Here is a 23,098-nt window from a genome sequence, read left to right as displayed (position 1 = left end):
AACTGTCAAGCGGTCAACTGTTTGTGGCTCAAAAACTAAAAATCCCGCTTTTTGAATTGAGCGGGATCGACTTAAACCCAAATAGAGCTGTTGGAGGTGGTACTACGGCTGCGGCTCAAAATTAACGGCGTTAGCTTGCAGCCAATTGCTGAGATTAGACAGAACTTCGGTTCCAGAAGACGGCTTACCCAAAGCTGTGGGGTTGACCGGTTCAGGTCTGTCCAAGTTGCGATCGATCGCTGCATTGACTTCTTTAGAAATCAAATCGTGAAGTTGCTCTTTAGCCCTAGCCCTTTGAAAGTGAGCTCCCTCTTCCGTCGTAGCGTACAGAGGCGGCAGCCTATTTAAAGCATAAGCCGCAATATCTCCCACATCCAGACTCAGCTCGCTGCTCGCCTCAATTTCTGCGACCCTAGCGATCGCATCGCTGAGCACCAACTCTTCCATCACATTGATGAACTGTTTGCGCGGCAGAACCACAACTTCTCCGGTCAACAAAGCTCCCATCAGGCGATCGAGAGCCATGTACTCTTCGATCGACAATTCAGAAGCCGTATTGCAGATCCGTCCCACCTCAGCTTCCATAGACGGCGTTAAATAGCCGTCTTGCAAAGCCTGTTCCACAATTTTTTCAATACTCATATATGCTTCCCGCTCAACGGCATCATCAATAAAGTTTTGTAAAGACGCGATTGCTGGCGTCTTGAGATTCGAGTTTTGAGGGTTGAGTTGAGAATTTTTCTACAAATCATAACTCAATAGTGATAACCCAGAAAAGTTATCTGCACACCCCAGCCACAAACTTACCCCATAATTGACTGTTAAATTCGTCAAAATCGTTAAAAAGTCCTACTCAATTGCCTGAAGCCGCCAAGGTACCGGATCGACAGACTGCCCGTGCACGTAAAGTCCCCAGTGCAGGTGAGGGCCTGTCGAAGCCCCCGTTGACCCCAAAGCACCAATTACTTGACCCGCTTTCACGAAATCGCCTTCCTTGACATCAATCCGGCTGAGGTGCATCAAAATACTTGCTACGCCTTGACCGTGGTCTATACCAACGACATTCCCGTGGATTTTGAACCCTTGGGATTCGCGTCCCACCAGAGACACGCGACCGGCGGCCGGTGCGACTACAGGGGAACCGTAAGCGCCGGCGTAATCGACGCCGCGGTGGTAGTAGTCCTTAGCAAATACCCCATTATAGTACCGACGCACGCCGTAAATAGTGGTAATTTCGCCGGAGTTGGGGCGCAACAATTTGCCATCCCAAAATTTTTGGGGTGTCACCAGTGCTTTAAAGGCGTCCACGCGATCGAACTCGGCATCCGTACCTTCCTCGTCTTTCCCAGGCGGGAGCCAGATAGATTGAGTGGGAAAATCTCGATCGCGCACTTGCACATTCAACTTCTGCACTTGTCCGTCACCGGAGACTTGAAGAAGGCGCGCACCGGGTTTCTCCAGTGGTGTCGTCGGTAGCAGAGCCCGAAAGCGATTATTGCCGATCGGAAAAGCAGGGTAATTTTTTTGCTGTAAAGACACTTTTGGAGTTTCCCCGCCGTTACCATCAACCTGAATGATTACCGACAGCGTATCACCCAGTTCAGGATTTGGCGGCGTCACCACTACCTGCAAAGCTTGCACCGGCGATACCAGACTGAGAATGCTGGCAATAATTCCCCCACTTACGATCGCCCTTTTCATGCTTGTTCTCAACAGCTTACACTCCCAAATAGCACCTACAACTATTTCGGTACTTGACTTGGAGTTAGCTTGATTCACAGTCGTTGTCATCACCGATATCCTCAATCTTTGTCCAGCTAATGTTACACAAAGCTCCTAAGTTTATCACGCTCTAGACCTAAAGAGTAAAGGAATGTTAAGCTGGCACACAGTAGATAAATGTAGCTTATGAAAGCGCAAAGCATAACGAATTATTTGTCTGCTTTTTAGGTGGCTGCGTCAGTTGTGAATATTTGACATAGCTATTAAGTAAATGCCACAGTGGTTAATCGTACAGAGGTTAAAATGCCATGCCAAACGAGCAAAATCAACCTAGAGAATATGATGCCGTCCTCGGCAGTCAAAATTCAACTCCCATCGATGCGGCTGTTCTAGGAGGAATTGCAGGTGTTAAAAGCCGCTTAGCCTCGCCGGCGATCGAAGTGAGAATCGCTGCACTGTCCCAAGCGCTGAAATACGGAGAAAACGGTTTAGATTTGATCCTCCTTCAAGGACTGGAAGATAAATCACTGAAAGTAAAATTTGCAGCCTATAATCTGCTAAAATCTCAAGCTAAATTTAAGGTAAAATTGAAATTAAATGATTTATTTTATAGCTTTAAGTTTGAGGTCATCAGAGTAGATAACCAGGGCATAGCAATCAGCCGTCGCGTTAAGTCGGCTCAATCTTTTATCGAAGACTTAGGTGACTCAACAGCGATCGACATGGTTTATATTCCGGGTGGCACATTCCAGATAGGTGGCTCAGATAACCCACATTCCGCACAACGGCGAGTAACGATCCAACCTTTTTTTATGGGGAAATATACCGTTACCCAAGAACAGTGGAAAAAAGTAATGGAAAAGGGTTCATACTATTTTCAAGGAGGTAAACGACCAGCCGAATTAGTATCATGGGATGAATCTGTGGAATTTTGCGATCGGCTTACTAAAAAAACAGGCAATAGTTATCGTTTACCTTCTGAAGCAGAATGGGAATATGCTTGTCGTGCGGGAACGACGACACGTTTCTATTTTGGTGATAAAATCACACATGATTTGGTTAACACTAGCTTTGACTCTAATATGTGGTGTTATCTGAGGAATTGTTTGAGTCATCCTGATTACTATACTTTTAAAGATTATCGCGAACACACACTTGATGTAGGGCAGTTTTATCCTAATGCTTTTGGGCTGTTTGATATGCACGGAAATGTTTGGGAATGGTGCCGCGATCCCTACCAATCTAACTATAACGGTGCCCCTTCTGACGGAAGTTCCTGGGAAATAGGTGGAGAAGAGAATCAACGGATGTTGCGTGGAGGTTCTTGGAATAGTAATAGCTTCCAGTGCTCTAGTTCGTATCGTCACCATCTCTCGCGGGACAGCGGGAAGATGGGCATTGGTTTTCGTGTTGTTGTCGGCCTTGGATGAATAATTTCTCCACACAATAGAAGGTGCGTCGCCATCTACAATCTTCAAATTCCATTTCTCATCTCACAGAGATACCCACCCTACACAAACGACAATAGGTGAAATCTGATTTATAATATTTAAGATATGCCAAGGTCGATCGCACATGAGGAAGGATAAAAATATGACCCTCAATCTGCCTCTTCCCGATTTAATTCAAAATTTTATTAACGAACAAGCAATGCAGAGACTCGGCGGTTGAAACCGCGTCTACACAAACAAAACCCACCTTCGCGGGTTAAGATTGTTATTTTGAGACTTGGTTGAAACCGCGTTTATTCTTTAGTCCGCGCACCATCCGGACTTTGTTTTAAAAAGAGCGGTTTCAACTGCCGAATAATCTCGATAGCATCGAAAATCTCACAGATCCGCACCCTACAATTAGCTGGCTGGCGCTTGGGAAAAACTCATTTTTTCAACTACGTTTTTCCGCAGATAAACTGTCAGCGGTTTTTCGATGAAAGAGTAGAATATGCAGCCGACAACTACAGCAAACAATGCCACTAGAGCAGGGGCAAAGAAACCGTCGAAATATTTTCCTAAATTCGCCTTTTGCACAATTTTTGTAGTTGCTGATATCACCGGACTGTGGAGCAGAAATATTGAATACGAGGCATCGCCTAGGAAGATGAAAAAATAAGGAATTCTCGGAGAATCCTTGAGGTCGATCGAGGTACAAGCAATGATTAATAAAGCTGCCAGCACTGCAAAAGTCTTGATCCGATCGAACTCAATGTTGCCCCAAGCCACAAACATTCCTAAAATAACATATCCTAAATTTGCTATCCAAAATAAGCTCCATCTGTAATTAGTAATTTTATTGTTATATTTAAGCACGATATACGCAGCCAAGCCACCCAAAACAAATTCTAGATTCATATTGCCAAATACTAGATTCAGCAAGAAAAAAGCATCGGGAAATTGTATTACTTTAGAAAAATGTAGAAGTGTGACAAATAGCCAAGCCGACAGCAGAGGCACAGACTGTTTAGGCTTTAGCCAGATAGCTATGCTGAACAATACGTAAAAATAAATTTCGTAAACTAAAGTCCAACCTACATCCAGAATTGGCTTGCCATATTGAGGAATCAAGAGCAGCGACATAATTATCTTTCCCAAACTTAAGTCTTGAGCATTAGCAAAACCTGGAATCACTAGAAAGAAAAACAAAACTGTCAGAGTAATTATCCAGTAGATCGGGTAAATTCGCACGCAGCGCTTGACTAAAAATGATTTTAACTGATCTTTTTTACCGATCGCCGATCGGTGAACGTAGACCATGATAAAGCCGCTCAATACAAAAAAGTAATCAACACCACTCCACCCAGCCTGAAATAAATTAAAAAAAGTAACTTGATTTAATCTTTCCGCGCTCATCTGGTTGACGTGAAACATTACCACCAATAAAGCCCCAATCCCTCGATAAACTTGCAAGAGGTTAAGCTTTTTGTGAGGATTTGAACTCTTTGTCATTAGAAAATACCTTGTTCAAGAGTGGCAGTTGCGCTTGCTACTCAACTATAGTCAACTCCCCTAACATAGTCAACACATTAGAGACTATAATATAACTTTACACTTTTTTCATAAAGTTGTGCAAGAAGACTTCCGACTGATTGTTGACTTAGTTCTAGTTCTCGCTGCTGCCGCAGCAGGAGGACTCTTTGCATCGCTGTTGCGACAGCCGGTAATTCTCGGATACCTCCTGGGAGGGATCGTAGTTGGGCCGGCCGGTTTGGGGCTGATTAAAGAATTAATTCAGGTAGACACCCTGGCAGAATTTGGTGTTGCTTTTCTGTTGTTTGCTTTGGGAGTAGAGTTTTCATTCGCCGAACTAAATCGAGTTAAAGCAATTAGTCTGGGCGGGGGGGGCTTGCAAATTGTGCTGACGATCGCCTTTACTACTGCAATTTCTTTGGGTGTAGGCTGGGTAGAATCCCCTGCCCAAGGGGTGTTTTTAGGGGCGATTCTGTCGCTTTCCTCGACGGCGGTTGTACTCAAATGCTTGATGGAACGCAATGAAGGCGGTACTTCCCACGGACAAGTCATGCTGGGAATCTTGGTAGTTCAAGATTTGGCCTTGGGGCTAATGCTGGCTGTTTTGCCGGCCCTCAACCAGCCCGCAGAGGCGATCGGCATGACGGTAGTCTGGGCCCTGGTGCGGATCGGATTATTTGCTGCGGGTGCAGTAGTAGCGGGCATTTGGATCGTCCCGCAGTTGCTGCGCTATCTCGCGAGAACTGAAAGCCGGGAACTGTTTTTGCTGGGAGTTGTGGTTTTGGCTTTAGGGATTGCGCTGCTGACAGAATATCTGGGTTTCTCGATCGAGATGGGCGCATTTGTGGCGGGTTTAATGATTTCGGAGGTGGAATATGCCGACCAAACTCTAACTTATGTCGAGCCTTTGCGAGATATTTTTGCATCCTTATTTTTTGTTACCATCGGAATGTTAATCGACCCGGTGTTTCTCTGGAACCATCTAGAGTTAATTCTGGGACTGGTATTTCTAGTATTTGTCGGCAAATTCTTGATTGTAACGCCGATCGTCCGACTATTTGGCTATCCTCTAAAAACAGCATTAATCGCAGGTTTGGGCTTAGCTCAAATCGGAGAATTCTCCTTTGTACTCGCTAGTTCCGGTCAAGCTATGGGGCTGGTTTCGCGAGATGTTTACCTATTAATTTTAGGAACAACAGCAGTCACGCTTGTGCTGACGCCGTTTGTATTGAGAAGCGTGCCACAGTTATTGAAGTGGGCGGAAAATTTCGGGCCTTTGCAGCGCTATTTTGACGAAACATCTCAACCTGTGGAAATAGCTGAAACTATGCCCGAACAAAATCATGTTGTGGTTTGCGGCTACGGGGGAGTTGGCAGAAATTTAGTCAAAATGCTGCAAAGTCGCAACTGTTCAATTGTAGTAATCGACGAGTCGGAAAGCAGAATTCAAGAGTGCAGAGTGTCAGGAATTCCTTACATTTACGGGAATGCTGCTAGCTTGCACGTGTTGGAAGCCGCCGGGGTAGAACGCGCCAAAGCAATGGCGATTACTCTTCCCGATCCTATGAGCACTCGCTTGTGTCTGAAACGGGCTTTAGAATTAGTCCCGGATTTGGATATTGTGGTGCGCGCCAACAAAGATAAAGACATTGAACTGCTTTATCAATTGGGGGCTTGGGAAGTTGTGCAGCCGGAGTTTGAGGCTAGTTTAGAATTATCTGCCCACTTGCTGGCTGGGATGGGTGTCTCTGCAATGGCGATTGGGCGGGATGTGCAGCAAATTCGCAGCAGCCGCTATCTGGAATTGCGGCCGGCGCGGGAACCTTTGGCGGTTTCGCGGGATTTGAAAGTGGCGGTTCGAGATCTCAACGGCGATTGGTACAACTTACCGGAGGGTTCTCCCATCGCTGGGATGACTCTGGAAGAAACTAACTTGCGGCAGTTGACAGGGGTCAGCGTGATGGCGATCGTCCGCGAAGATGGCGAGGAAATTGATTATCCTAACGGGAAGGCTGCTTTGCTGTCGGGCGATCGAGTTTTGGTAGTGGGTGAACCGGAAGAACTGATCAGTTTTGAGTTGCTGGCGAAGGGCGAAGTTGCTGTCCCGCAGGGCGACAGTTCTTGTCAGTGGTTGAGGTTACCAGCCAACAGTCCTTGGGTTGGTCAAAAACTGTCAGAGGTAGATTTGCTCACCCAGTATGGGGTGCAGGTGCGGGCGATCCGCCGGGAAGGGAAGTTTACTCGCTGGCCGGATGGAATTACGGATTTGCAAGAGGGCGATCGTTTGCTGCTGTGCGGCGGCTTCTACGAGCTCGGCTTGATGCAGCGAACGGCCTCGCCTCCGGTGCCGCAACCTGCCTTAAAGCTGCCTTTTGTCACCGCCCAAGTCAGCGAAAAGCTGTTTAGCGATTAGTTCAGTAGTCAGTAGTCAGTAGTCATTAGTCATTGGTCATTGGTCAGTTGTCAGTTGTCATTGGTCATTAGTCATTGGTCAGTTGTCATTAGTCAGAAGGAAGAGGAAAAAGGGAAGAGGGAAGACGGAAGAAGCAAGAAGGAAGAGAGAAGACGGAAGAAGGAATATTTTTCCCATCTCCCACTCTCCCCCTCTCCCCCTCTCCCCATCTCCCACTCTCCCCTCTCCCCCTCTCCCCCTCTCCTCAGGCGTTAGGTTTGAGATAAGCAATTGCCGATCGCGAGATCAGAATTTGTGTTTCTGAGGCATCGAGGAGGCAAATGCAGCTATGATCCTGCCAAAAAATTCTGCCGGCTAGCAAGTCGCCGGTCATGAGTTTAATTTCTACCTGTTCTTTGTCTTTGATGTAGCTTTGTATTAGGCGAACGCTGGGCAATCCTGTCTCAAATTCTGACATAGTGGGAAATGGGTAAATTGGTCATTAGTCATTGGTCATTGGTCATTGGTCATTGGTCATTGGTCATTAGTCATTGGTCATTAGTCATTAGTCATTAGTCATTGGTCATTAGTCATTGGTCATTGGTCTTTGGTGGCCAACTGAGGAGTGAGGACTTAGGATTAATGACATCCGGGCGGGACGCAAGGGGCAACTGACTAATCACTTAATGGCTTTATGCAGTCTATCAACTAATTAGTTTTAACCAACAGAGGTTTGTTTTTATGCCGATCGAGTTTGCAAAGTATCACGGACTGGGCAATGATTTTATTTTGATTGACAACCGCCACTCCTCAGAACCAGTTTTAACACCAGAACAAGCTGTGTCCATGTGCGATCGACATTTCGGGATTGGCGCAGACGGTGTAATCTTTGCGCTACCGGGTCAAAACGGTACTGACTATACGATGCGGATTTTTAACTCCGACGGTTCGGAACCGGAAATGTGCGGCAATGGGATTCGCTGTTTGGCTAAGTTTATCGCCGATTTGGAAGGTGAGAAGGCAAAAACTGAGTATCGCATCCACACTCTGGCGGGTGTGATTAGCCCCGAATTGCTGGTTGACGGTCAAGTTAAGGTGGATATGGGACTTCCCCGGCTGCTGGCTGCGGAAATTCCAACAACTTTAGCTGCACCAGATGCCAAAGTGATAGATATGCCGATCGAAGTTGCTGGTAAATCTTGGTCTGTTACCTGCGTCAGCATGGGAAATCCTCACTGCATTACTTTTGTAGAGGATGTTTCGGCTGTTGCTTTGGAAACTGTCGGCCCTCAATTCGAGCACCACTCAGCTTTCCCGCAGCGTACAAATACGGAATTTATTCAAGTGATACGACGGGACTACGTAAAAATGCGGGTGTGGGAAAGAGGTGCAGGTGTTACTCTAGCTTGTGGGACTGGTGCTTGTGCTTCTGTGGTAGCTGGGGTATTGGTCGGAAAGTGCGATCGGACAACTGCTGTTGAACTCCCCGGTGGGGTTTTGGAAATCGAATGGGCAGAAGTTTCTGGGCGGATTTACATGACCGGGCCAGCCAAGCGAGTATTTACTGGTTGTCTTAGTCAGTAGTCAGTGGTCAGTGGTCAGTGGTCATTGGTCATTTGTCATTGGTCATCAGTCATCAGTCATTTTACCCGCTTGCGAAGCCGAAGGGTGGTCATCAGTCAATGGTCATTGGTCATCAGTTATTGGTCAGAAGGAGTTTTTTGGGGAATTCACAAACCAGGAAAAGTATTGAATTCAAAATTTTTCTTTAATTATGAATAATGCTTAATAACTAATGCCTTGCACCTTCAAAAGTCATTGGCTGAACACTAATGACTAATGACAACTGACAACTGACAACTGACAACTGACAACTGACAACTGACAACTGACAACTGACAACTGACTAAAATCTAAAATCTAAAATCTAAAATCTAGTAGGTGGGTTTGCATGGCTGGAGGTATTTATCTGATTCAGGACGATGACAGGCTGGTAGAAATGATGGAACAGCCCTACGACTCGGAAGACCAGTTACAAGACTTGCTTTTAACTTATCCTAATCTGATTGCCGGAGACCAAATCGATCGCGCGACGGCGCGGAGGTGGCTGTTAATTTCGCGGGAAGCCGCAGTACCCACCGATGAGGAAACTGCCGTCCAGTGGTCGTTGGATCATTTGTTTCTCGACCAAAATGCAGTTCCTACTTTGGTGGATGTCCGGCGCACTCGTAATGCCGAAATGCGCCAAAAAGTGCTGGGTCAGTCGATCGACTATGCTGCTAATGCGTTGGTTTATTGGCCAATAGATTCCATTATTGCTTTGTTTGAAGCTAATTGTCGCGATCGGGGTCGCGATCCCGAACAGATTTTTGAAGAGTTTCTCGGTGCGGATGCTAATGAAGACCTATTTTGGCAGAAAGTTAAAACTAATTTGCAAGCCGGTAAAATTCGCTTAGTATTTGTAGCAGACGAGATTTCCGCTGAAATGCGCCGAGTTGTGGAATTTCTCAACGAACAAATGGACCCGGTTGAAGTTTTGGCCCTGGAAATTAAGCAGTATGTAAGTGAAGATAATTTGAAAACCTTGGTTCCCAGAGTGATCGGTCAGACAGCCGAAGCACAGCAGAAAAAATCCAGCGCAACGCGCGAAAGAAGGCGCTGGGATGAATCGTCATTTTTTGCGGAAATCAAAGCTAGACGGGGCACCGACGAGGCGCAAATGGCAAGAGCAATTTACCTTTGGGCGAAAAGTCAAGAACCCGAAATTCAAATCCATTGGGGAACGGGGGATGCCTACGGCGGTTTCGCAGCTCAATTGCATCACAGGGGAAGAAAGCCATATCAGTTATTCACTGTAGATATTGCTGGCAGAATGGAGATTTCTGCTGACAATTACGGTTCCCAACCGCCGTTTAATGCCGAACCAAATTGGCTGGAATTGAGAAATAAGCTAAGTTCGATCGGTCTCTCGTTACCTACAGAACCTGGAGAAAAAAGGTCTCCGAGTCTGGCTTTATCTACATTGGAAGATGAATTTGCCCTCCAGCAAGTTATGGAAACTTTTAACTGGGCGATCGAACAAATTAAAACGTTATAGTCATGGGGCATGGGGCATGGGGCATGGGGCAAACAGGTCATTAGTCATTAGTAGGGTGGACATTGTTCACCTTACTAATGATAAGCTAGTATTGTTTTTTACTCAATATTCATTATTCATTAAATAGTTATTAGTTATTAATTATTAGTTGCTGACAGCTAATGAATGACTAATAACTAATTACTAATGACGGCAGGACAACCCTTCGGTTACGCTTTTCGGGCAAGATGACTGAGGACTAAGGACTAATGACCAATGACCAATGACTAATGACTAATGACTACTGATACCGAATGTTTGCTTGTTTCAATCGCCGCAAAGCTTCTCCCAGGCGATCGCAATCTGCAATTAAACTAATCCTCACATATCCTTCGCCGCCAGGGCCGAAAGCATTACCAGGAGTCACAACCACACCCGTTTGCTGCAAAACATTCAGGGCAAAATCCGTGGAACTCATGCCCGGAGTGCAGGGAACCCAAAGATACATTGCCGCCAAAGGTTTGGGAATATTCCACCCCAATTCGGCCAAGCCTTCAACCATAAAATCGCGGCGAGTGCGATAGCGTTCCTGCACTTCATGCAAGTAACTGTCGGGTAATTGCAGTGCAGTTTCTGCTGCTGCTTGTAAGGCGGAAAATATACCGTAATCTAAGTTAGTTTTTAAGGTACGCAAACCTTGAATTATCTTGCTGTTTCCTACCACAAAACCGACTCGCCAGCCGGCCATATTGTAGGTTTTTGACATGGTGTGAAATTCGACGCCGATTTCTTTACCGCCGGGAATTTCTAATAAACTTGTCGGTTGATAGCCGTCAAAGGCTAATTCTGCATAACACAAATCGTGAACCAACAAGATTTGGTGTTTGTGGGCGAAAGCAACAATATCTTTGTAAAATTCCCGGGGAGCAGTCGCTCCGGTCGGATTGCTGGGATAATTAAAGTAGAGAATTTTTGCTTGTTCGGCTACGCTGTCGGGAATGGAACCTAAGTCAATTACCCAGTCATTCTCGGGTTTGAGAATGATGTTGTGAACTTTGGCACCGGCGATGATGGGGCCGCGAAATAATACGGGATAAGCGGGACTCGGTACTAATACTAAGTCGCCGGGATTGATATAGGCGATCGCAAAATGTGCTAAACCTTCTTTTGAACCCAACAAAGGCAATGCTTCTCCTTCGGGATCGAGTTCAACATTGTAGCGTCGGCTGTACCATTTAGTAATTGTGCGGCGGAAACTGGCAGTTCCTTCAAAGGGCGGATAGCCGTGATTTGCAGGATTGTGGATGGCTGCGACGGCGGCTTCTACTACCGGTTGCGGAGTTGCACCGTCGGGGTTTCCCATTCCTAAATCTATTAAATCTAGTCCTTGTTCGCGGGCGCGGGCTTTGAGTTCGTCGAGACGGGCAAATACGTAGGGCGGTAGTGTTTGCAACCTGTCAGCAGGGCTAATCCAATCCAAGGTCATTTGTTTTTTGTCAGTTGTCAGTTTTCCTGGTTCGTAGTAAGGACTTCAGTCCTTTCTAGGAGTTTTTTTAAGGACTAAAGTCCTTACTACAAACTGTTTTAATTCTCGATTTTTAATTCTCCCACAGGTTGTGTGGTAAAAACCATCGAATTTTTCCTCGTTTGTAGTAAGGACTTCAGTTTTTTCTAGCACGGTTTTTTAAAGACTAAAGTCCTTACTACAAACGGTTTTAATTCTTGATTCTCAATTCTCCCACAGGTGCGGTGGTAGAAACCATCGCTGCCATTAATTGTTCGGGAACGACTTTAAACGGCAGTCTGTGGATGTCAGAATTGGCATCGCAGGCTATGTCGGCGGCGCGCTGCAATTGTGTGACGCTAACGTCTCCAAGTCCTAAGTTGTCTAAAGTTTGAGGCAATCCAATCTCGGCGTAGAATTTTAGCAGTTGCTGTCTGGCGGTGGCTGCGAGTTGATTGTTTTGCAGCATTTCTTCTAGTCGCAGTTGCACTAAAATGCCGTAGGCGACTTTTTCGCCGTGCAATGTGCCGTGACTGGCTAATAGATGAGTTAGGCCGTTGTGGACGGCGTGGGCGGCGACAGTGCGACACTGAGCTCCGCCGATTCCTCCGATTACTCCTGCTAGCAATACGGCGGCGTCTGTGACTTCTTGCCAGATTTCGCTACCGGGTTCTTTGAGGGCGGTGGCTGATTTTTGGAATAGGATATCGCGCAGTATTCTAGCTTGTTGGACGGCGGCAATTATCATGGTTTGTTCGGAGTGTCCGCTGCTGACTGATGCTTCGTACCATTTGGCGATCGCATCTCCAATTCCTGCTACTAATGTCCGCTGCGGTGCTGTTTGAATTAATCTGTAGTCGAGTATCAATAAGTCGGGACATCTGGCTAATGTGACATCGTATTGGAACGCACCTTGTTCGGAATAAATGTTAGAAAGGGCTGTCCAAGCGGCACAGGTGGCTGCTGATGTGGGGATGGTGACGATCGCGATTTTGCACTGATGGGCGAGGAGTTTGGCTGCATCCAAGGCTTTGCCGCCACCGACACCCATGATAAAGTCGGCTTTGTGGGTTTGGACGGCTGCGCGGAGGGTTTCGAGGCCCGTTTCGCTGCAATCTTTGCCGTAGGCTGTGTGGGCGGATTCTAACTGTTGCTGTTCTACGATTGGTTGCAGGTAGGGTTGGGCGGCGGCGAGGGAGTTGCTACCGCCAACGATTAGCGGCCGCTTTCCGAAACGGGCGATCGCATCTCCGGCTTGTGCGAGGGCTTTTTGACCCCGCAATACACAGGCGGGAGCAATTGTCAAGGAATAAATTGCAGTAGGGGCGGCGGTTTTGGTGCTTTGGGTGTGAGTCATCGAACCACTGGATAAGTGACGGGAAGGTTTACTGTACCAGGATTGCTGGATTTTATAGAATAACTCTAACTCGTGTTGGGCGATCGGGTAAGTTTTGTAAAGTTTTTATTAAGTATTGTGGTTGGGGATGGGCGGCGGGAGTTGAAGGGCGATCGGTATGATAAATTTACTGCAAAGCGAGGATGAAACCGATGACTCAAACTTTTCAAGACTTATCGACACAACAATTCGCTGACTTATCGGTGTTTCCAGGGACAAGTTGGGTTGTGTTAGCTGAGCCAGTACCGCAAGGCTCGATTCATCGGTTGAAGATGAAGCAAGGTACAATTATTCCAGTTCATACTCATCCGGCTGATGAGTATGTATTTGTTATTTCAGGCAGTCTTAAAACTGGCGATCGGGTGTGTGAAGCAGGATGTTTTTGGACAACGCCAAAAGGAACAAAACAAGGAGCGCATGAAGCGTTAACTGATGTAGAGTTAATCACAATCCGGTTGGGAGCAATGGGAGAATTTGAAGGAACATAACTTAGGGTGAATGGGATAGCTATGCAGACAAATATCCCTAGCATATCGATATTAACATCTCATAGTATGTGACATAAAATAGCAGCAAAATCTCAAAAACATGACATTGAGCAAACGTACCATGCTGTCGATCGCTCTTTTATTAGTAGTGCTGGGAAGCTCAATTTTTCTAAATATTCTGCTTTTCAATCGAGCCAAACAGTATTATCGCGAACTCAATCAAACTCGTTTAGATCCTCTAGGATTGAACGACCATCCTATCAATGCCGAGCCAGTTACTAATACCAAGCAAACCCGCGTGGTTTTCTTTGGTGACTCCAGGGCCGCCAGTTGGAACCCGCCTAATCTCAATCAATATGAGTTCATCAACCGGGGAATTGGCTCTCAAACCTCTGTTCAGGCGATCGCAAGATTTGCCTATCACGTGAGTTCATTAAAACCCAAAATCGTCATCATCCAAGTTGGTGTCAACGATCTGAAAACCATCGCCTTGTTTCCGGAACGCAGAAATGCGATCGTTGCCAATTGTCAAGCCAATATTAAACGAATTGTCGAAGAATCTAAGAATCTGGGCGCAATTGCGATCGTGACTACTATTTTCCCAGTTGGAGAAGTGCCGCTAGAACGCAAGCCTTTTTGGTCTGATGACATCAGTCGGGCGATTAAAGAAGTAAATGCCTACATTGCCACATTGGCCGGAGAGAAAACTATAGTGTTTGATACCTTCCCTATTCTTGGCGATAATCAGGGCATGATGTTGCCGAAATATAGACGTGACGAATTACATTTGAACGCACAGGGGTATGCGAGCCTCAATCAGAATCTGTCCCAAGTCTTGAATACAATAGAAAAGAGAAAAGTACAGAATTAAGCTCTGTCATTTAGGTTAAACCATGTCATTTTCAATTCCATTCAGTATTCGCCTGCTGGCGTCAGAAGACTTGGCGCTCATGGAATCCATGATGGCGACTTTCGGCAAGGCGTTTGATGAGACGGAAACCTATACAGCGGCTCGCCCAAGTAAAGCCTATATCGAGCGCTTGCTCGCCAGCGATTACTTCATCGCCCTTGCAGCGTTAAAGAATGGCGAGGTAGTGGGCGGAATCGCCGCCTACGAACTTCATAAGTTCGAGCAAGAGCGCAGTGAAATCTACATTTACGATTTGGCTGTGGCACAAGCGCACCGGCGCGAAGGCATCGCGACGGCGTTAATCCAAGAACTCAAAAGGATTGCTGCAACGCGAGGAGCCTATGTTATTTTCGTACAGGCGGACATCGGAGATGAGCCTGCGATCGCACTCTATACAAAGCTGGGAGTCCGCGAAGAAGTGCTGCACTTCGACATCGCAGTTGCAGGCGACGATCGCACTGCATAACAACCGTTCTAGGCTATTTTTGGCGGCTGAATATCCACTTACCAAACTTGGTGTTAATTAGATGCGATTGTCATTGGTGTTAGTGAAATCGAGGAGAGCCGAATTTATTCTGCAACCAATTGCCTGACCCGATCGCTCGCTTCTACTATTAACTCAGGACGTTTGAGCGCCACCGCCAGAATCATCGTCCCCTGCAACGTGCCGATGATGTGAACGGCTAATGCTGCCGCGTCAGGGCGATCGCCCAGCGCCAACTCAATCCAAGCCAGCAACCGTGTAAAAAACCGTCTTGCCGCCTCTGATACAGCTTCCGGTAAATCCTTCGACCCCGCCCCCAACATACACCCCAAACAAATCATCCCGTCATTGAGCACTGCCGCCGCATAGCAATCGCACAATCGCTGTAAATGCTCTGCCACCGTTGCTTGCGTCAAATCAACCGACCCCAAAGCGACAGCCAACTTATCGCTATACCGATCGATCACCGCCACCCCTAGCAAAGCCTTCTGTGGAAAATGGTAATGCACGCTGGCCGCCTTAATCCCCACATCCGCAGCGAGATCGCGGTAACTCACCGCCTCGAATCCCCCCTGCCGAATCCGGATCTCCGCCGCGTCGAGAATTTCGATCGCCTTTGCTGAATAGTTTGTAGGATAGTCGCTCATATTTTTAATTATCTAACGTCAGATAGGGGGTTGACAACTCGGCTGGGTTCGCGCCACAATTTATCTAACGAACGTTAGATAGACAAAAATACATTGCGAGGTAGGTCATGAAAGTTTACGAGTATAAAGCCTTTCCCAATCCTTTTCGCGTGCGCATGGCGTTGGCGGAAAAGGAGTTGACCGATCGGGTGGAATTTGTTCAAGTGGATGTACCGAATGGGGCGCACAAGCAACCGGAGTTCCTAGCGAAAAATCCAGCGGGTACCGTCCCTTTGCTGGAACTGGATGATGGCACTTGCATAGCCGAATGTACCGCCATTACCGAGTATTTCGACCATCTGGCTGGGGAACCGACGCTGACGGGAACATCGGCGCAGGAGCGGGCGGTGATCCACATGATGCAGCGGAAAGTGGAAGCGAATTTGCTCGATGCGATCGCCAATTATTTCCACCACGCCACGTCTGGTTTAGGATTTGAAGCTTATCAAATCCCGGCGTGGGGAGAAAAGCAAAAAGAGCAAGCACTAGCCACGATCGACAGCTTAGATCGATTGTTGGCGCATCAGCCATATATTGCAGGCGATCGCTTTAGTGTGGCAGATATTACGGCGGTGGCTGGATTTGCGTTTGGTGGATTTTGTCAGATTGCGATTCCAGAAACAGCAACACATCTGAAAGTATGGCACGATCGGATGATGAAACGACCGAGTTTTAGTGCTTAATTGGAGTGCCAAGGGTTAAATTCTCCCACCTTTGTAGGTGGAATGTTGTTGGGGTGAGGTTTCAATCCTCATCTCAATGGGTAGAACAAAGATGGGGTAGTATTAGTCAACTTACCCCATCTAAATATCGTGTGTTCTCTATATCCGAGCCAGCAACGGGTAGAACGAGCTATTCAAATCATAAAAAACACAAAATGAGTATCACGATCGAGTAGAATTTGCGCTCTTTCAAGCTATAATAGAGGCAGCCAAAGTTAAAAATAGTTATGATTCCAGTCAAAGTTGCTCAACAGCAGTTACAGGATTTGATTGATGCGGTGAGCCAGTCGCATCAGCCCGTTATTATTGCAGGACAGAGTAGCAATGCCGTGTTGTTATCTGAAGCTGATTGGGCATCGGTGCAGGAAACATTGTATCTTCTGTCAGTTCCGGGAATGCGAGAATCGATTCGGGAAGGATTGGCGACACCGATTGAGGAATGCGATCGGGAGTTAGAGTGGTGAGTTGGGATTTAGTTTACACCAAACAGGCACAGAAAGATGCCCAAAAACTAGCTTCTAGTAATTTACGAGATAAGGCATAAGCCTTGCTTGATATCATTAAAATCAATCCGTTTCAAAATCCACCACCCTACGAAAAATTAGTGGGAGATTTGGCTGGTGCGTACTCACGGCGAATAAATATTCAGCATCGTCTGGTGTATGAGGTTATTGATTCTGAAAATACGCTGAAAATTTTGCGGATGTGGACGCATTATGAGTAGTGTTTATTAACAAGTCGCGGGAGGTTATAGTCAAAACGGATCTCCCGTACTTATGGTGATAACGTAAGCTTATAATCTATCAGCATCAAGGGTTTCAGCGTTCATTCATATTCAGTCTCCCAGTCTTCGCCGTCGAGTACAGAAAATTCAGTTAATTCAGGATCTGTCGAAAAATCTTGGGCTGTGACAGCCATATATGGTGCTAGTATTTTATGACGTTCCGCGATCGGCAACCTAGCAATTTCTGTGAAAGATAGCTTGAGTGGCGGTGGTTCTGTTAGCGAACTGCTATACTCGGAACTTTTCGTTGATAACTGTTGCGATTGTTTTGTTTTTTCAACTAAAAATTCCACAAAATCGAGAACTTCCTGCTGTTTTTCGGTCGGAAGTATCCGCAATTTTTTTAATAATATTTGTTCCAGTTCAATTTGTTTTATCATCGATTTTAACCTTCACAAGTTCGTCATATATTTAGTTTGAATCGTTGGAGGTGGGCTGCTTTCTTCTGCCAAACAAACCCGACATACTTAAACCTGTGACTAATAAGCCGAGCATTCCCAATCCGTTTAAAATTGGGTAAATTGCTTGCAGGTGAAAGATTTCACCTGTATGAATTTTTAACAAGAATCTCGATGAGATTTCTATACCGAGCGGCCACTCTCGGAGCATTGTGATAGCCATTCCAGTCAACACGGTCAGCGCGATCGGCAAAGCAACAATAATGCCTATAATGCGGTGGTACTTGCGAAATGCTTTCTTCATAGTGGTTGAAAGTTTGGGAATACAGAGGTTATATAAAGAGGGAGCGTTGAGTGCTGGTTTCTGAGTAACTGCGATCGCATAACTCTCACAGGACTTACGCACTCCGACTCAGAGAAACCGGATCTTTTAACTTTTATTCAAGGTTTGAACGAATTACGACGGTAAAAAACTCGGTTTCTGCGTCCCCGACTGTAGAATCAAGCACTCAGCACTTTATTTTAGGATTTGGGAATGCTACTGATAGTTTTTTCGAGCGACTGCAATTCGGCCAGCACTTGGTCTTTACTCGGCTTTGACTTTTTGAGTTCTGTCATGACTTTTTCTGTAGTTTCTTCAACTGCATCATAGCTTTTAGGATCTCTTTTTTTGATGCCATCTTCGACTTTCTTCCAGGAATTCTCGAACTTGTCAAATTCGGTTTTGGCTTTGGCAAAATTACCAGTCTGAACTGCTGCTTTGGTATTGGTAACTACACTCACCAACTCTGCATAGCTAACGGGAGATGCTGCTTTGTCAGATGTGCTGACAGCCGTAGCAGCAGGAACCTCTGAAGGTGAAGTCTTGGGAGTGGAAGCTTGCTTGGCGCTGTCGCAACCAGTCAAAGCTAGAACGGTGACGGCACTGACGACAAGGATGTGATTTAAACGAGCCATGAACAATCCTCATAAAAATTAATACTACAATCTATTTTGGCATAAAACCAGGAGATCGATCGATCTCAATGATGTGCGATTCCTACAATTAATCAGACTTAGCAGCACAAGCAAGATGCCTGTACTGCTAACACTGTCATTTTTGAGATGGTTGCGGGAGTAAAAAACAGGGTTTAGGGAATTTAGGTAATGTTCTAACTTGCAGGATTTAACTACCTAAAACTCACATCGAAATGTTACTCTATCGAAACTGACATAGTGTAACTTGCGCCTCCTCGTTCTGTACCGACAGCTATTTCATAGTCTCCTGTTTGGCTGAGTTCTCCTGACCAGCTTTTTGCTTCTTTAACTATCGTCTTGGTCTTGGGATTTATGATGTTAAAAACAGCATTTTTTTCCGGGGATTGGATTTTGATATTCATTTTTTGCCCTTGTTTGGCTTGAATCAAATAAGTATTGACAGTTCCGCGCGCAACTCCTCCTTTAATTTCTGCTGAATTAGTACCTTTTTTGAACTGGATTCGCTGCTGAACTTGAGCCATTAAAACGGCTGGTTTTTCGGAAATTACTGGAGAGGAAACAATGCTAGATATAGCTTTTACTGAAGCCGGAAAAATCAGCGATGCACTTAAGCCGAGGAGCAAAATATTTAGCGGGTGTTTGAAACTTGTTGCTGGTTTGTTCATGGGAGTTTAACAGTAAGAGTGAAATTGGTTTACTTGTAGGATTATAGCTGACTGGGCCTGTCTGCGTGCGATCGCCCTCACCGAAAACTTGATTTGAGATTTTCCATTTTTCGATTTGAGAAGGAACTCCAGGATATGAGATAATTTGAGGCGATCGCCAATTTCGCGCTACTCTACAGTCGCTTTCTCGGGCGCGGTACAGTCAAAACACCCGCAGCCCGCTGTTACCCAAAAAATTGTACACTTCCTAACTATCGCAAACCAGAGGATATGACTCAACAGCCAAGCATCACCTACCGCACCGAAAGCGACTCGATGGGAGACAAACAAATCCCATCTACTGTTTACTACGGCATCCAAACTCTGCGCGCCGTTGAAAATTTCCCAATTAGCGGCATTAAACCTTTATCAACTTACCTCGATGCTTGCGTTTTAATTAAAAAAGCTGCGGCAATTGTCAACGGTAAACTCGGCTGCATTCCTGAAGATATCAGTCAAGCACTGATCGCAGCCGCTGATGAAGTTTTAGCGGGAAATTTGCGCGATCAATTTGTAGTTGATGTCTACCAAGCAGGCGCTGGAACTTCTCACCACATGAACGTTAACGAAGTTCTTTCCAATCGCGCTTTGGAAATTATGGGCGATGAAAAAGGCAACTACAAGCGCGTCAGTCCTAACGATCATGTAAACTACGGTCAATCAACCAATGATGTGATTCCGACTGCAATTCGGATTGGCGGATTGTTGGCTTTGGAAAAAACTTTGTTTCCCGCTTTATCGCAGGCGATCGCATCCCTGGACAAAAAAGCCGTAGAATTCCACGATATCGTCAAATCCGGCCGCACTCACCTGCAAGATGCCGTCCCGGTGCGACTCGGTGAAACCTTCCGCGCTTGGGCGCAAATTCTCAGAGAACATACCGCCAGAATTGAAACTGCTTCCGGCGATTTGACATCCTTGGGATTGGGCGGAAGCGCGGCCGGAACTGGCTTAAATACTCACCCAGAATACTGTGAAAAAGTCGCTCAAATCCTCGCAGAGTTAATCGGAAAACCTCTGAAACCAGCACCGCATTTAATGGCAGCAATGCAGAGCATGGCACCATTTGTAAATGTCTCCGGCGCACTGCGAAATCTCGCTCAGGATTGCGTTAAAATGTCCCATGACTTGCGTTTGATGGACTCGGGGCCGAAAACGGGTTTCAAGGAAATTCAACTGCCTCCCGTGCAACCTGGTTCGTCCATTATGCCGGGGAAATACAATCCGGTGATGGCAGAAATGACTTCGATGGTGTGTTTTCAAGTCATGGGTTACGATAGCGCGATCGCCCTAGCCGCCCAAGCGGGACAATTAGAATTGAACGTGATGATGCCTTTAATCGCCTACAATCTGATTCACAGCATCGAAATTTTAGGCAACACCATCAGCGCCCTGACTGCCAAATGCCTCGATAAAATTGAAGCTAAGGGCGATCGGTGTCTCGCCTACGCAGAAGGCAGTCTCGCCCTCGTTACCGCCCTCAACACTCACATCGGCTATCTCAACGCCGCCGCCGTCGCCAAAGAATCTCTAGAAACAGGCAAATCTTTGCGGCAAATTGTGCTAGAACGCGGTTTAATGAGTGCAGAAGACTTGGCAAAAGTTCTAGATTTAGAGAAAATGAGTGCGATGCCGGTATCTTCTGCTAACGTTTAGGCGATCGAAGGTATAAGCCAATACGCTTGGGAGAAGAAGACCGGGCGGTTGAAACCGCTTCTTGTCAAACAAAACCCACTCCCAGCGGGTTGAAGGCCAGGCGGTTAAAATTACCTTATTTTCTTCAGTCCACGGAGGTGGACTTCGTTTGTGTAGACGCGGTTTGAACCGCCGTCTTATCTACGTTTGTTTAGACGCGGTTTCAACCGCCGTCTGATCTTTTCAATTCTAAAGTTTGGGAGCAAGATTTATGCGCGCAGGTTCCTTTGGGAAACTAACTCAAGATAAAGAGAACACAACTCAAGTAACATTTCATTATGTGGAAGGTCACACTGAAACCTTTACTATTCCGATCCCAGCACAAGAATTTCAAGACGAAGTGCTGACTTTGTTAAATCAACCTTGGTTGACTTTTCATTTGGTCGATCAAACGGTTTTTATCTGCACTTCTCGGTTGGTGAAAGTGGAAGTTAAACCTGCTATCCCGGAACTTCAAGGTCAAGGAATTTTCTCTAACTCCCTGCGAGTTAGTACCATGCAGCGGGCTGCTTCTGGCAGATTGCCGATGTCTACTTAAACTTGGTAATGGGGCATGGGGCATGGGGCATGGGGCATGGGGCATCTTGCCCGCTCGCGAAGTCGAAGGGTGGGCATGGGGCATCTTGCCCGCTCGCGAAGTCGAAGGGTGGGCATGGGGCATGGGGCATGGGGCATCGGGCAAAGAGGGCATGGGCCAAACAGGGCAGTGGGGCATCGGCCAAAGAGGGCATCGGCCAAAGAGGGCATCGGCCAAAGAGGGCATCGGGCATCGGTAAGAGTGGCCAACTACAAACTGCTAAAAATTAGTTGTAAATTAATTCCCAATTCCCTGTTTTGCCAATTCCCAATTCCCTGTTTTGCCAATTCCCCATTCCCCATTCCCCATTCCCCATTCCCCATTCCCCATTCCCCAATGCCCCATTCCCTGTTTTGCCAATTCCCAATGCCCAATGCCCACCCTTCGACTTCGCGAGCGGGCAAGATGCCCAATGCCCACCCTTCGACTTCGCGAGCGGGCAAGATGCCCAATGCCCCATTCCCCATTCCCCATTCCCAATTCCCCATTCCCAATTATGTCTGCTGTTAGTTTAATTCGGGCCAATTCATACGATCGCCAAAAGCTACAAAAATCTTTAGAAAACCTGCTCGCACCCTTGGGCGGAATCTCGGCTTTTGTCAAATCGGGCGATCGTGTTTTACTCAAACCCAACCTCCTGACAGGTGCTCGCCCTACCAAAGAATGCGTCACCCGCCCGGAATTGGTTTACTGCGTGGCGAAAATGGTCATCGAAGCAGGTGGTAAACCGTTTTTAGGAGACAGTCCGGCTTTTGGTAGCGCCATGGGTGTCGCCAAAGCCAACGGTTATTTGCCACTGTTGGCAGAACTAAATTTACCAGTAGTAGAGTTTCAAGGAAAACGCTACGAAACAGTCAGCCAAGACTTCAATCATCTCCGACTTTGCAAAGAAGCAATGGAAGCTGATGTGGTGATTAATCTTCCCAAGCTCAAATCTCACGTTCAATTAACCGTGACAATGGGCGTGAAAAATTTGTTCGGCTGCGTGCCCGGAAAAATGAAAGCTTGGTGGCACATGGAAGCTGGCAAAGATAGCGCCAAATTCGGTCAAATGCTAGTAGAAACTGCCCGAGCAATTAACCCAAGTTTGACGATTTTGGATGGCATTATCGGTCATGAAGGTAACGGGCCAAGCGGCGGCGAACCTAAGTTTTTGGGGATGTTGGGCGCGTCTGATGATGTGTTTGCGCTGGACAGAACTTTAGTTGAAATTATTAATGTCAATCCGGCCCTGGTTCCGACTGTAGCTGCGGCGATGAGATTGGGACTGTGCTCGAATTTGGAGGCGATTGATTTTCCGCTGTTGCAGCCGGAAACTCTCAAGGTTTTGGATTGGAAGTTGCCGGAAAATATGATGCCGATAGACTTTGGAATGCCGCGGGTGATTAAGTCTACTTTCAGGCATTTTTATATCCGGTTTATCAAAGAACGGATGGGGGCTTACGCTGGTAAATGAAGGTTTGTAGTAAAGTTTGTAGTGAGGACTTCAGTCCGCATCAAATTCAGAGGACTTGCATTCCGAACGATCAAACCAGTTATTTTGTTTGTAGTGAGGACTTCAGTCCGCATCAAATTCAGAGGACTTGCATTCCGAACGATCAAACCAGTTATTTTGTTTG

26 protein-coding genes are annotated in these 23,098 nt (G+C 46.4%); 14 read left to right on the top strand and 12 right to left on the bottom strand.

The window, feature by feature from the left end:
- Nucleotides 1–102 precede the first annotated feature (102 nt).
- Together QUB64_RS09415 and QUB64_RS09410 are read right to left on the bottom strand one after the other, a co-directional pair.
- Nucleotides 103–642: a late competence development ComFB family protein gene (locus tag QUB64_RS09415; protein WP_333268112.1), complete on the bottom strand. Its 540-nt coding sequence runs from the start codon at nt 640–642 to the stop codon at nt 103–105.
- 207 nt (nt 643–849) lie between these two features.
- On the bottom strand, nt 850–1,701 hold the full coding sequence (locus QUB64_RS09410; protein ID WP_442921643.1) for a M23 family metallopeptidase: 852 nt from the start codon (nt 1,699–1,701) through the stop codon (nt 850–852).
- 329 nt (nt 1,702–2,030) lie between these two features.
- Between QUB64_RS09410 and QUB64_RS09405 the strand changes: the two genes are divergently transcribed.
- Nucleotides 2,031–3,152: a formylglycine-generating enzyme family protein gene (locus tag QUB64_RS09405; protein WP_333268116.1), complete on the top strand. Its 1,122-nt coding sequence runs from the start codon at nt 2,031–2,033 to the stop codon at nt 3,150–3,152.
- Nucleotides 3,153–3,572: 420 nt separating this feature from the next.
- Here QUB64_RS09405 and QUB64_RS09400 read toward each other — a convergent pair whose 3' ends face one another.
- Nucleotides 3,573–4,664, bottom strand: coding sequence for an acyltransferase family protein (locus tag QUB64_RS09400; protein ID WP_333268118.1), 1,092 nt, complete (start codon nt 4,662–4,664; stop codon nt 3,573–3,575).
- 118 nt (nt 4,665–4,782) lie between these two features.
- Here QUB64_RS09400 and QUB64_RS09395 point away from each other — a divergent pair, with 118 nt between their 5' ends.
- A complete protein-coding gene (locus QUB64_RS09395) occupies nt 4,783–7,098 on the top strand; it encodes a cation:proton antiporter domain-containing protein (protein WP_333268120.1) in 2,316 nt (771 codons plus the stop codon).
- Between the two features lie 244 nt (nt 7,099–7,342).
- On the opposite strand, the gene QUB64_RS09390 is transcribed toward QUB64_RS09395, so the two are convergent.
- Nucleotides 7,343–7,555: an Hfq-related RNA-binding protein gene (locus QUB64_RS09390; protein ID WP_333268123.1), complete on the bottom strand. Its 213-nt coding sequence runs from the start codon at nt 7,553–7,555 to the stop codon at nt 7,343–7,345.
- Between the two features lie 263 nt (nt 7,556–7,818).
- Between QUB64_RS09390 and dapF the strand changes: the two genes are divergently transcribed.
- Both dapF and QUB64_RS09380 read left to right on the top strand, forming a co-directional pair.
- Nucleotides 7,819–8,661, top strand: a complete 843-nt coding sequence (dapF, locus tag QUB64_RS09385; protein ID WP_333268125.1) for a diaminopimelate epimerase — start codon at nt 7,819–7,821, stop codon at nt 8,659–8,661.
- A gap of 367 nt (nt 8,662–9,028) precedes the next feature.
- Nucleotides 9,029–10,174, top strand: coding sequence for a hypothetical protein (locus tag QUB64_RS09380; protein WP_333268128.1), 1,146 nt, complete (start codon nt 9,029–9,031; stop codon nt 10,172–10,174).
- A gap of 280 nt (nt 10,175–10,454) precedes the next feature.
- On the opposite strand, the gene QUB64_RS09375 is transcribed toward QUB64_RS09380, so the two are convergent.
- Both QUB64_RS09375 and QUB64_RS09370 read right to left on the bottom strand, forming a co-directional pair.
- Nucleotides 10,455–11,639 (bottom strand): aspartate aminotransferase, encoded by a 1,185-nt coding sequence (locus QUB64_RS09375; RefSeq protein ID WP_333268130.1) that lies wholly within the window; start codon nt 11,637–11,639, stop codon nt 10,455–10,457.
- Nucleotides 11,640–11,868: 229 nt separating this feature from the next.
- Nucleotides 11,869–13,014, bottom strand: a complete 1,146-nt coding sequence (locus QUB64_RS09370; RefSeq protein ID WP_333268133.1) for an iron-containing alcohol dehydrogenase family protein — start codon at nt 13,012–13,014, stop codon at nt 11,869–11,871.
- Nucleotides 13,015–13,205: 191 nt separating this feature from the next.
- Between QUB64_RS09370 and QUB64_RS09365 the strand changes: the two genes are divergently transcribed.
- From QUB64_RS09365 to QUB64_RS09355, 3 genes are all read left to right on the top strand, one after another.
- Nucleotides 13,206–13,541 (top strand): cupin domain-containing protein, encoded by a 336-nt coding sequence (locus tag QUB64_RS09365; protein WP_333268135.1) that lies wholly within the window; start codon nt 13,206–13,208, stop codon nt 13,539–13,541.
- 100 nt (nt 13,542–13,641) lie between these two features.
- On the top strand, nt 13,642–14,412 hold the full coding sequence (locus QUB64_RS09360; RefSeq protein WP_333268138.1) for an SGNH/GDSL hydrolase family protein: 771 nt from the start codon (nt 13,642–13,644) through the stop codon (nt 14,410–14,412).
- Nucleotides 14,413–14,434: 22 nt separating this feature from the next.
- Nucleotides 14,435–14,917, top strand: a complete 483-nt coding sequence (locus QUB64_RS09355; RefSeq protein ID WP_333268141.1) for an AAC(3)-I family aminoglycoside N-acetyltransferase — start codon at nt 14,435–14,437, stop codon at nt 14,915–14,917.
- Between the two features lie 104 nt (nt 14,918–15,021).
- Here the strand turns inward: QUB64_RS09355 and QUB64_RS09350 are convergent, their stop codons facing one another.
- Nucleotides 15,022–15,582, bottom strand: a complete 561-nt coding sequence (locus QUB64_RS09350; protein ID WP_333268143.1) for a TetR/AcrR family transcriptional regulator — start codon at nt 15,580–15,582, stop codon at nt 15,022–15,024.
- A 107-nt stretch (nt 15,583–15,689) separates the two neighbouring features.
- Between QUB64_RS09350 and QUB64_RS09345 the strand changes: the two genes are divergently transcribed.
- The 3 genes from QUB64_RS09345 (at nt 15,690) to QUB64_RS09335 (ending at nt 17,067) form a co-directional block, all read left to right on the top strand.
- Complete coding sequence (locus QUB64_RS09345; protein ID WP_333268145.1) at nt 15,690–16,304, top strand: glutathione S-transferase family protein; 615 nt, start codon at nt 15,690–15,692, stop codon at nt 16,302–16,304.
- Between the two features lie 266 nt (nt 16,305–16,570).
- Nucleotides 16,571–16,807, top strand: a complete 237-nt coding sequence (locus tag QUB64_RS09340) for a type II toxin-antitoxin system Phd/YefM family antitoxin (RefSeq protein ID WP_333268147.1) — start codon at nt 16,571–16,573, stop codon at nt 16,805–16,807.
- Between the two features lie 83 nt (nt 16,808–16,890).
- A complete protein-coding gene (locus tag QUB64_RS09335; RefSeq protein WP_333268150.1) occupies nt 16,891–17,067 on the top strand; it encodes a Txe/YoeB family addiction module toxin in 177 nt (58 codons plus the stop codon).
- Nucleotides 17,068–17,168: 101 nt separating this feature from the next.
- On the opposite strand, the gene QUB64_RS09330 is transcribed toward QUB64_RS09335, so the two are convergent.
- From QUB64_RS09330 to QUB64_RS09315, 4 genes are all read right to left on the bottom strand, one after another.
- Nucleotides 17,169–17,507 carry a DUF2281 domain-containing protein gene (locus QUB64_RS09330; RefSeq protein ID WP_333268152.1) on the bottom strand — a complete coding sequence of 113 codons (339 nt, stop codon included), beginning with the start codon at nt 17,505–17,507 and terminating at the stop codon, nt 17,169–17,171.
- A gap of 31 nt (nt 17,508–17,538) precedes the next feature.
- Nucleotides 17,539–17,931, bottom strand: coding sequence for a peptidase (locus QUB64_RS09325; RefSeq protein WP_333268154.1), 393 nt, complete (start codon nt 17,929–17,931; stop codon nt 17,539–17,541).
- A 116-nt stretch (nt 17,932–18,047) separates the two neighbouring features.
- Nucleotides 18,048–18,482, bottom strand: coding sequence for a hypothetical protein (locus QUB64_RS09320; RefSeq protein ID WP_333268156.1), 435 nt, complete (start codon nt 18,480–18,482; stop codon nt 18,048–18,050).
- A gap of 236 nt (nt 18,483–18,718) precedes the next feature.
- Nucleotides 18,719–19,168 (bottom strand): hypothetical protein, encoded by a 450-nt coding sequence (locus QUB64_RS09315; RefSeq protein WP_333268157.1) that lies wholly within the window; start codon nt 19,166–19,168, stop codon nt 18,719–18,721.
- A 270-nt stretch (nt 19,169–19,438) separates the two neighbouring features.
- Between QUB64_RS09315 and QUB64_RS09310 the strand changes: the two genes are divergently transcribed.
- The 3 genes from QUB64_RS09310 (at nt 19,439) to QUB64_RS09300 (ending at nt 21,678) form a co-directional block, all read left to right on the top strand.
- A complete protein-coding gene (locus QUB64_RS09310) occupies nt 19,439–20,863 on the top strand; it encodes an aspartate ammonia-lyase (protein WP_333268159.1) in 1,425 nt (474 codons plus the stop codon).
- Between the two features lie 250 nt (nt 20,864–21,113).
- Entirely contained in the window at nt 21,114–21,440 is a 327-nt protein-coding gene (locus QUB64_RS09305; protein WP_333268162.1) for a hypothetical protein, read from the top strand.
- Nucleotides 21,441–21,462: 22 nt separating this feature from the next.
- On the top strand, nt 21,463–21,678 hold the full coding sequence (locus tag QUB64_RS09300; RefSeq protein ID WP_333268165.1) for a hypothetical protein: 216 nt from the start codon (nt 21,463–21,465) through the stop codon (nt 21,676–21,678).
- Nucleotides 21,679–21,688: 10 nt separating this feature from the next.
- On the opposite strand, the gene QUB64_RS09295 is transcribed toward QUB64_RS09300, so the two are convergent.
- Nucleotides 21,689–21,946 (bottom strand): hypothetical protein, encoded by a 258-nt coding sequence (locus QUB64_RS09295; RefSeq protein ID WP_333268167.1) that lies wholly within the window; start codon nt 21,944–21,946, stop codon nt 21,689–21,691.
- Between the two features lie 29 nt (nt 21,947–21,975).
- On the opposite strand from QUB64_RS09295, the gene QUB64_RS09290 reads away from it, so the two are divergent.
- Entirely contained in the window at nt 21,976–22,935 is a 960-nt protein-coding gene (locus QUB64_RS09290; RefSeq protein ID WP_333268265.1) for a DUF362 domain-containing protein, read from the top strand.
- Nucleotides 22,936–23,098: the final 163 nt, after the last annotated feature.

This window comes from Microcoleus sp. Aus8_D2 (assembly GCF_036702665.1).
In the GTDB taxonomy this organism is placed as follows: Bacteria; Cyanobacteriota; Cyanobacteriia; order Cyanobacteriales; family Microcoleaceae; genus Microcoleus.
Note: the sequence above shows the minus strand (reverse complement) of the source record. Positions and strands in the feature narration are given on the sequence as shown.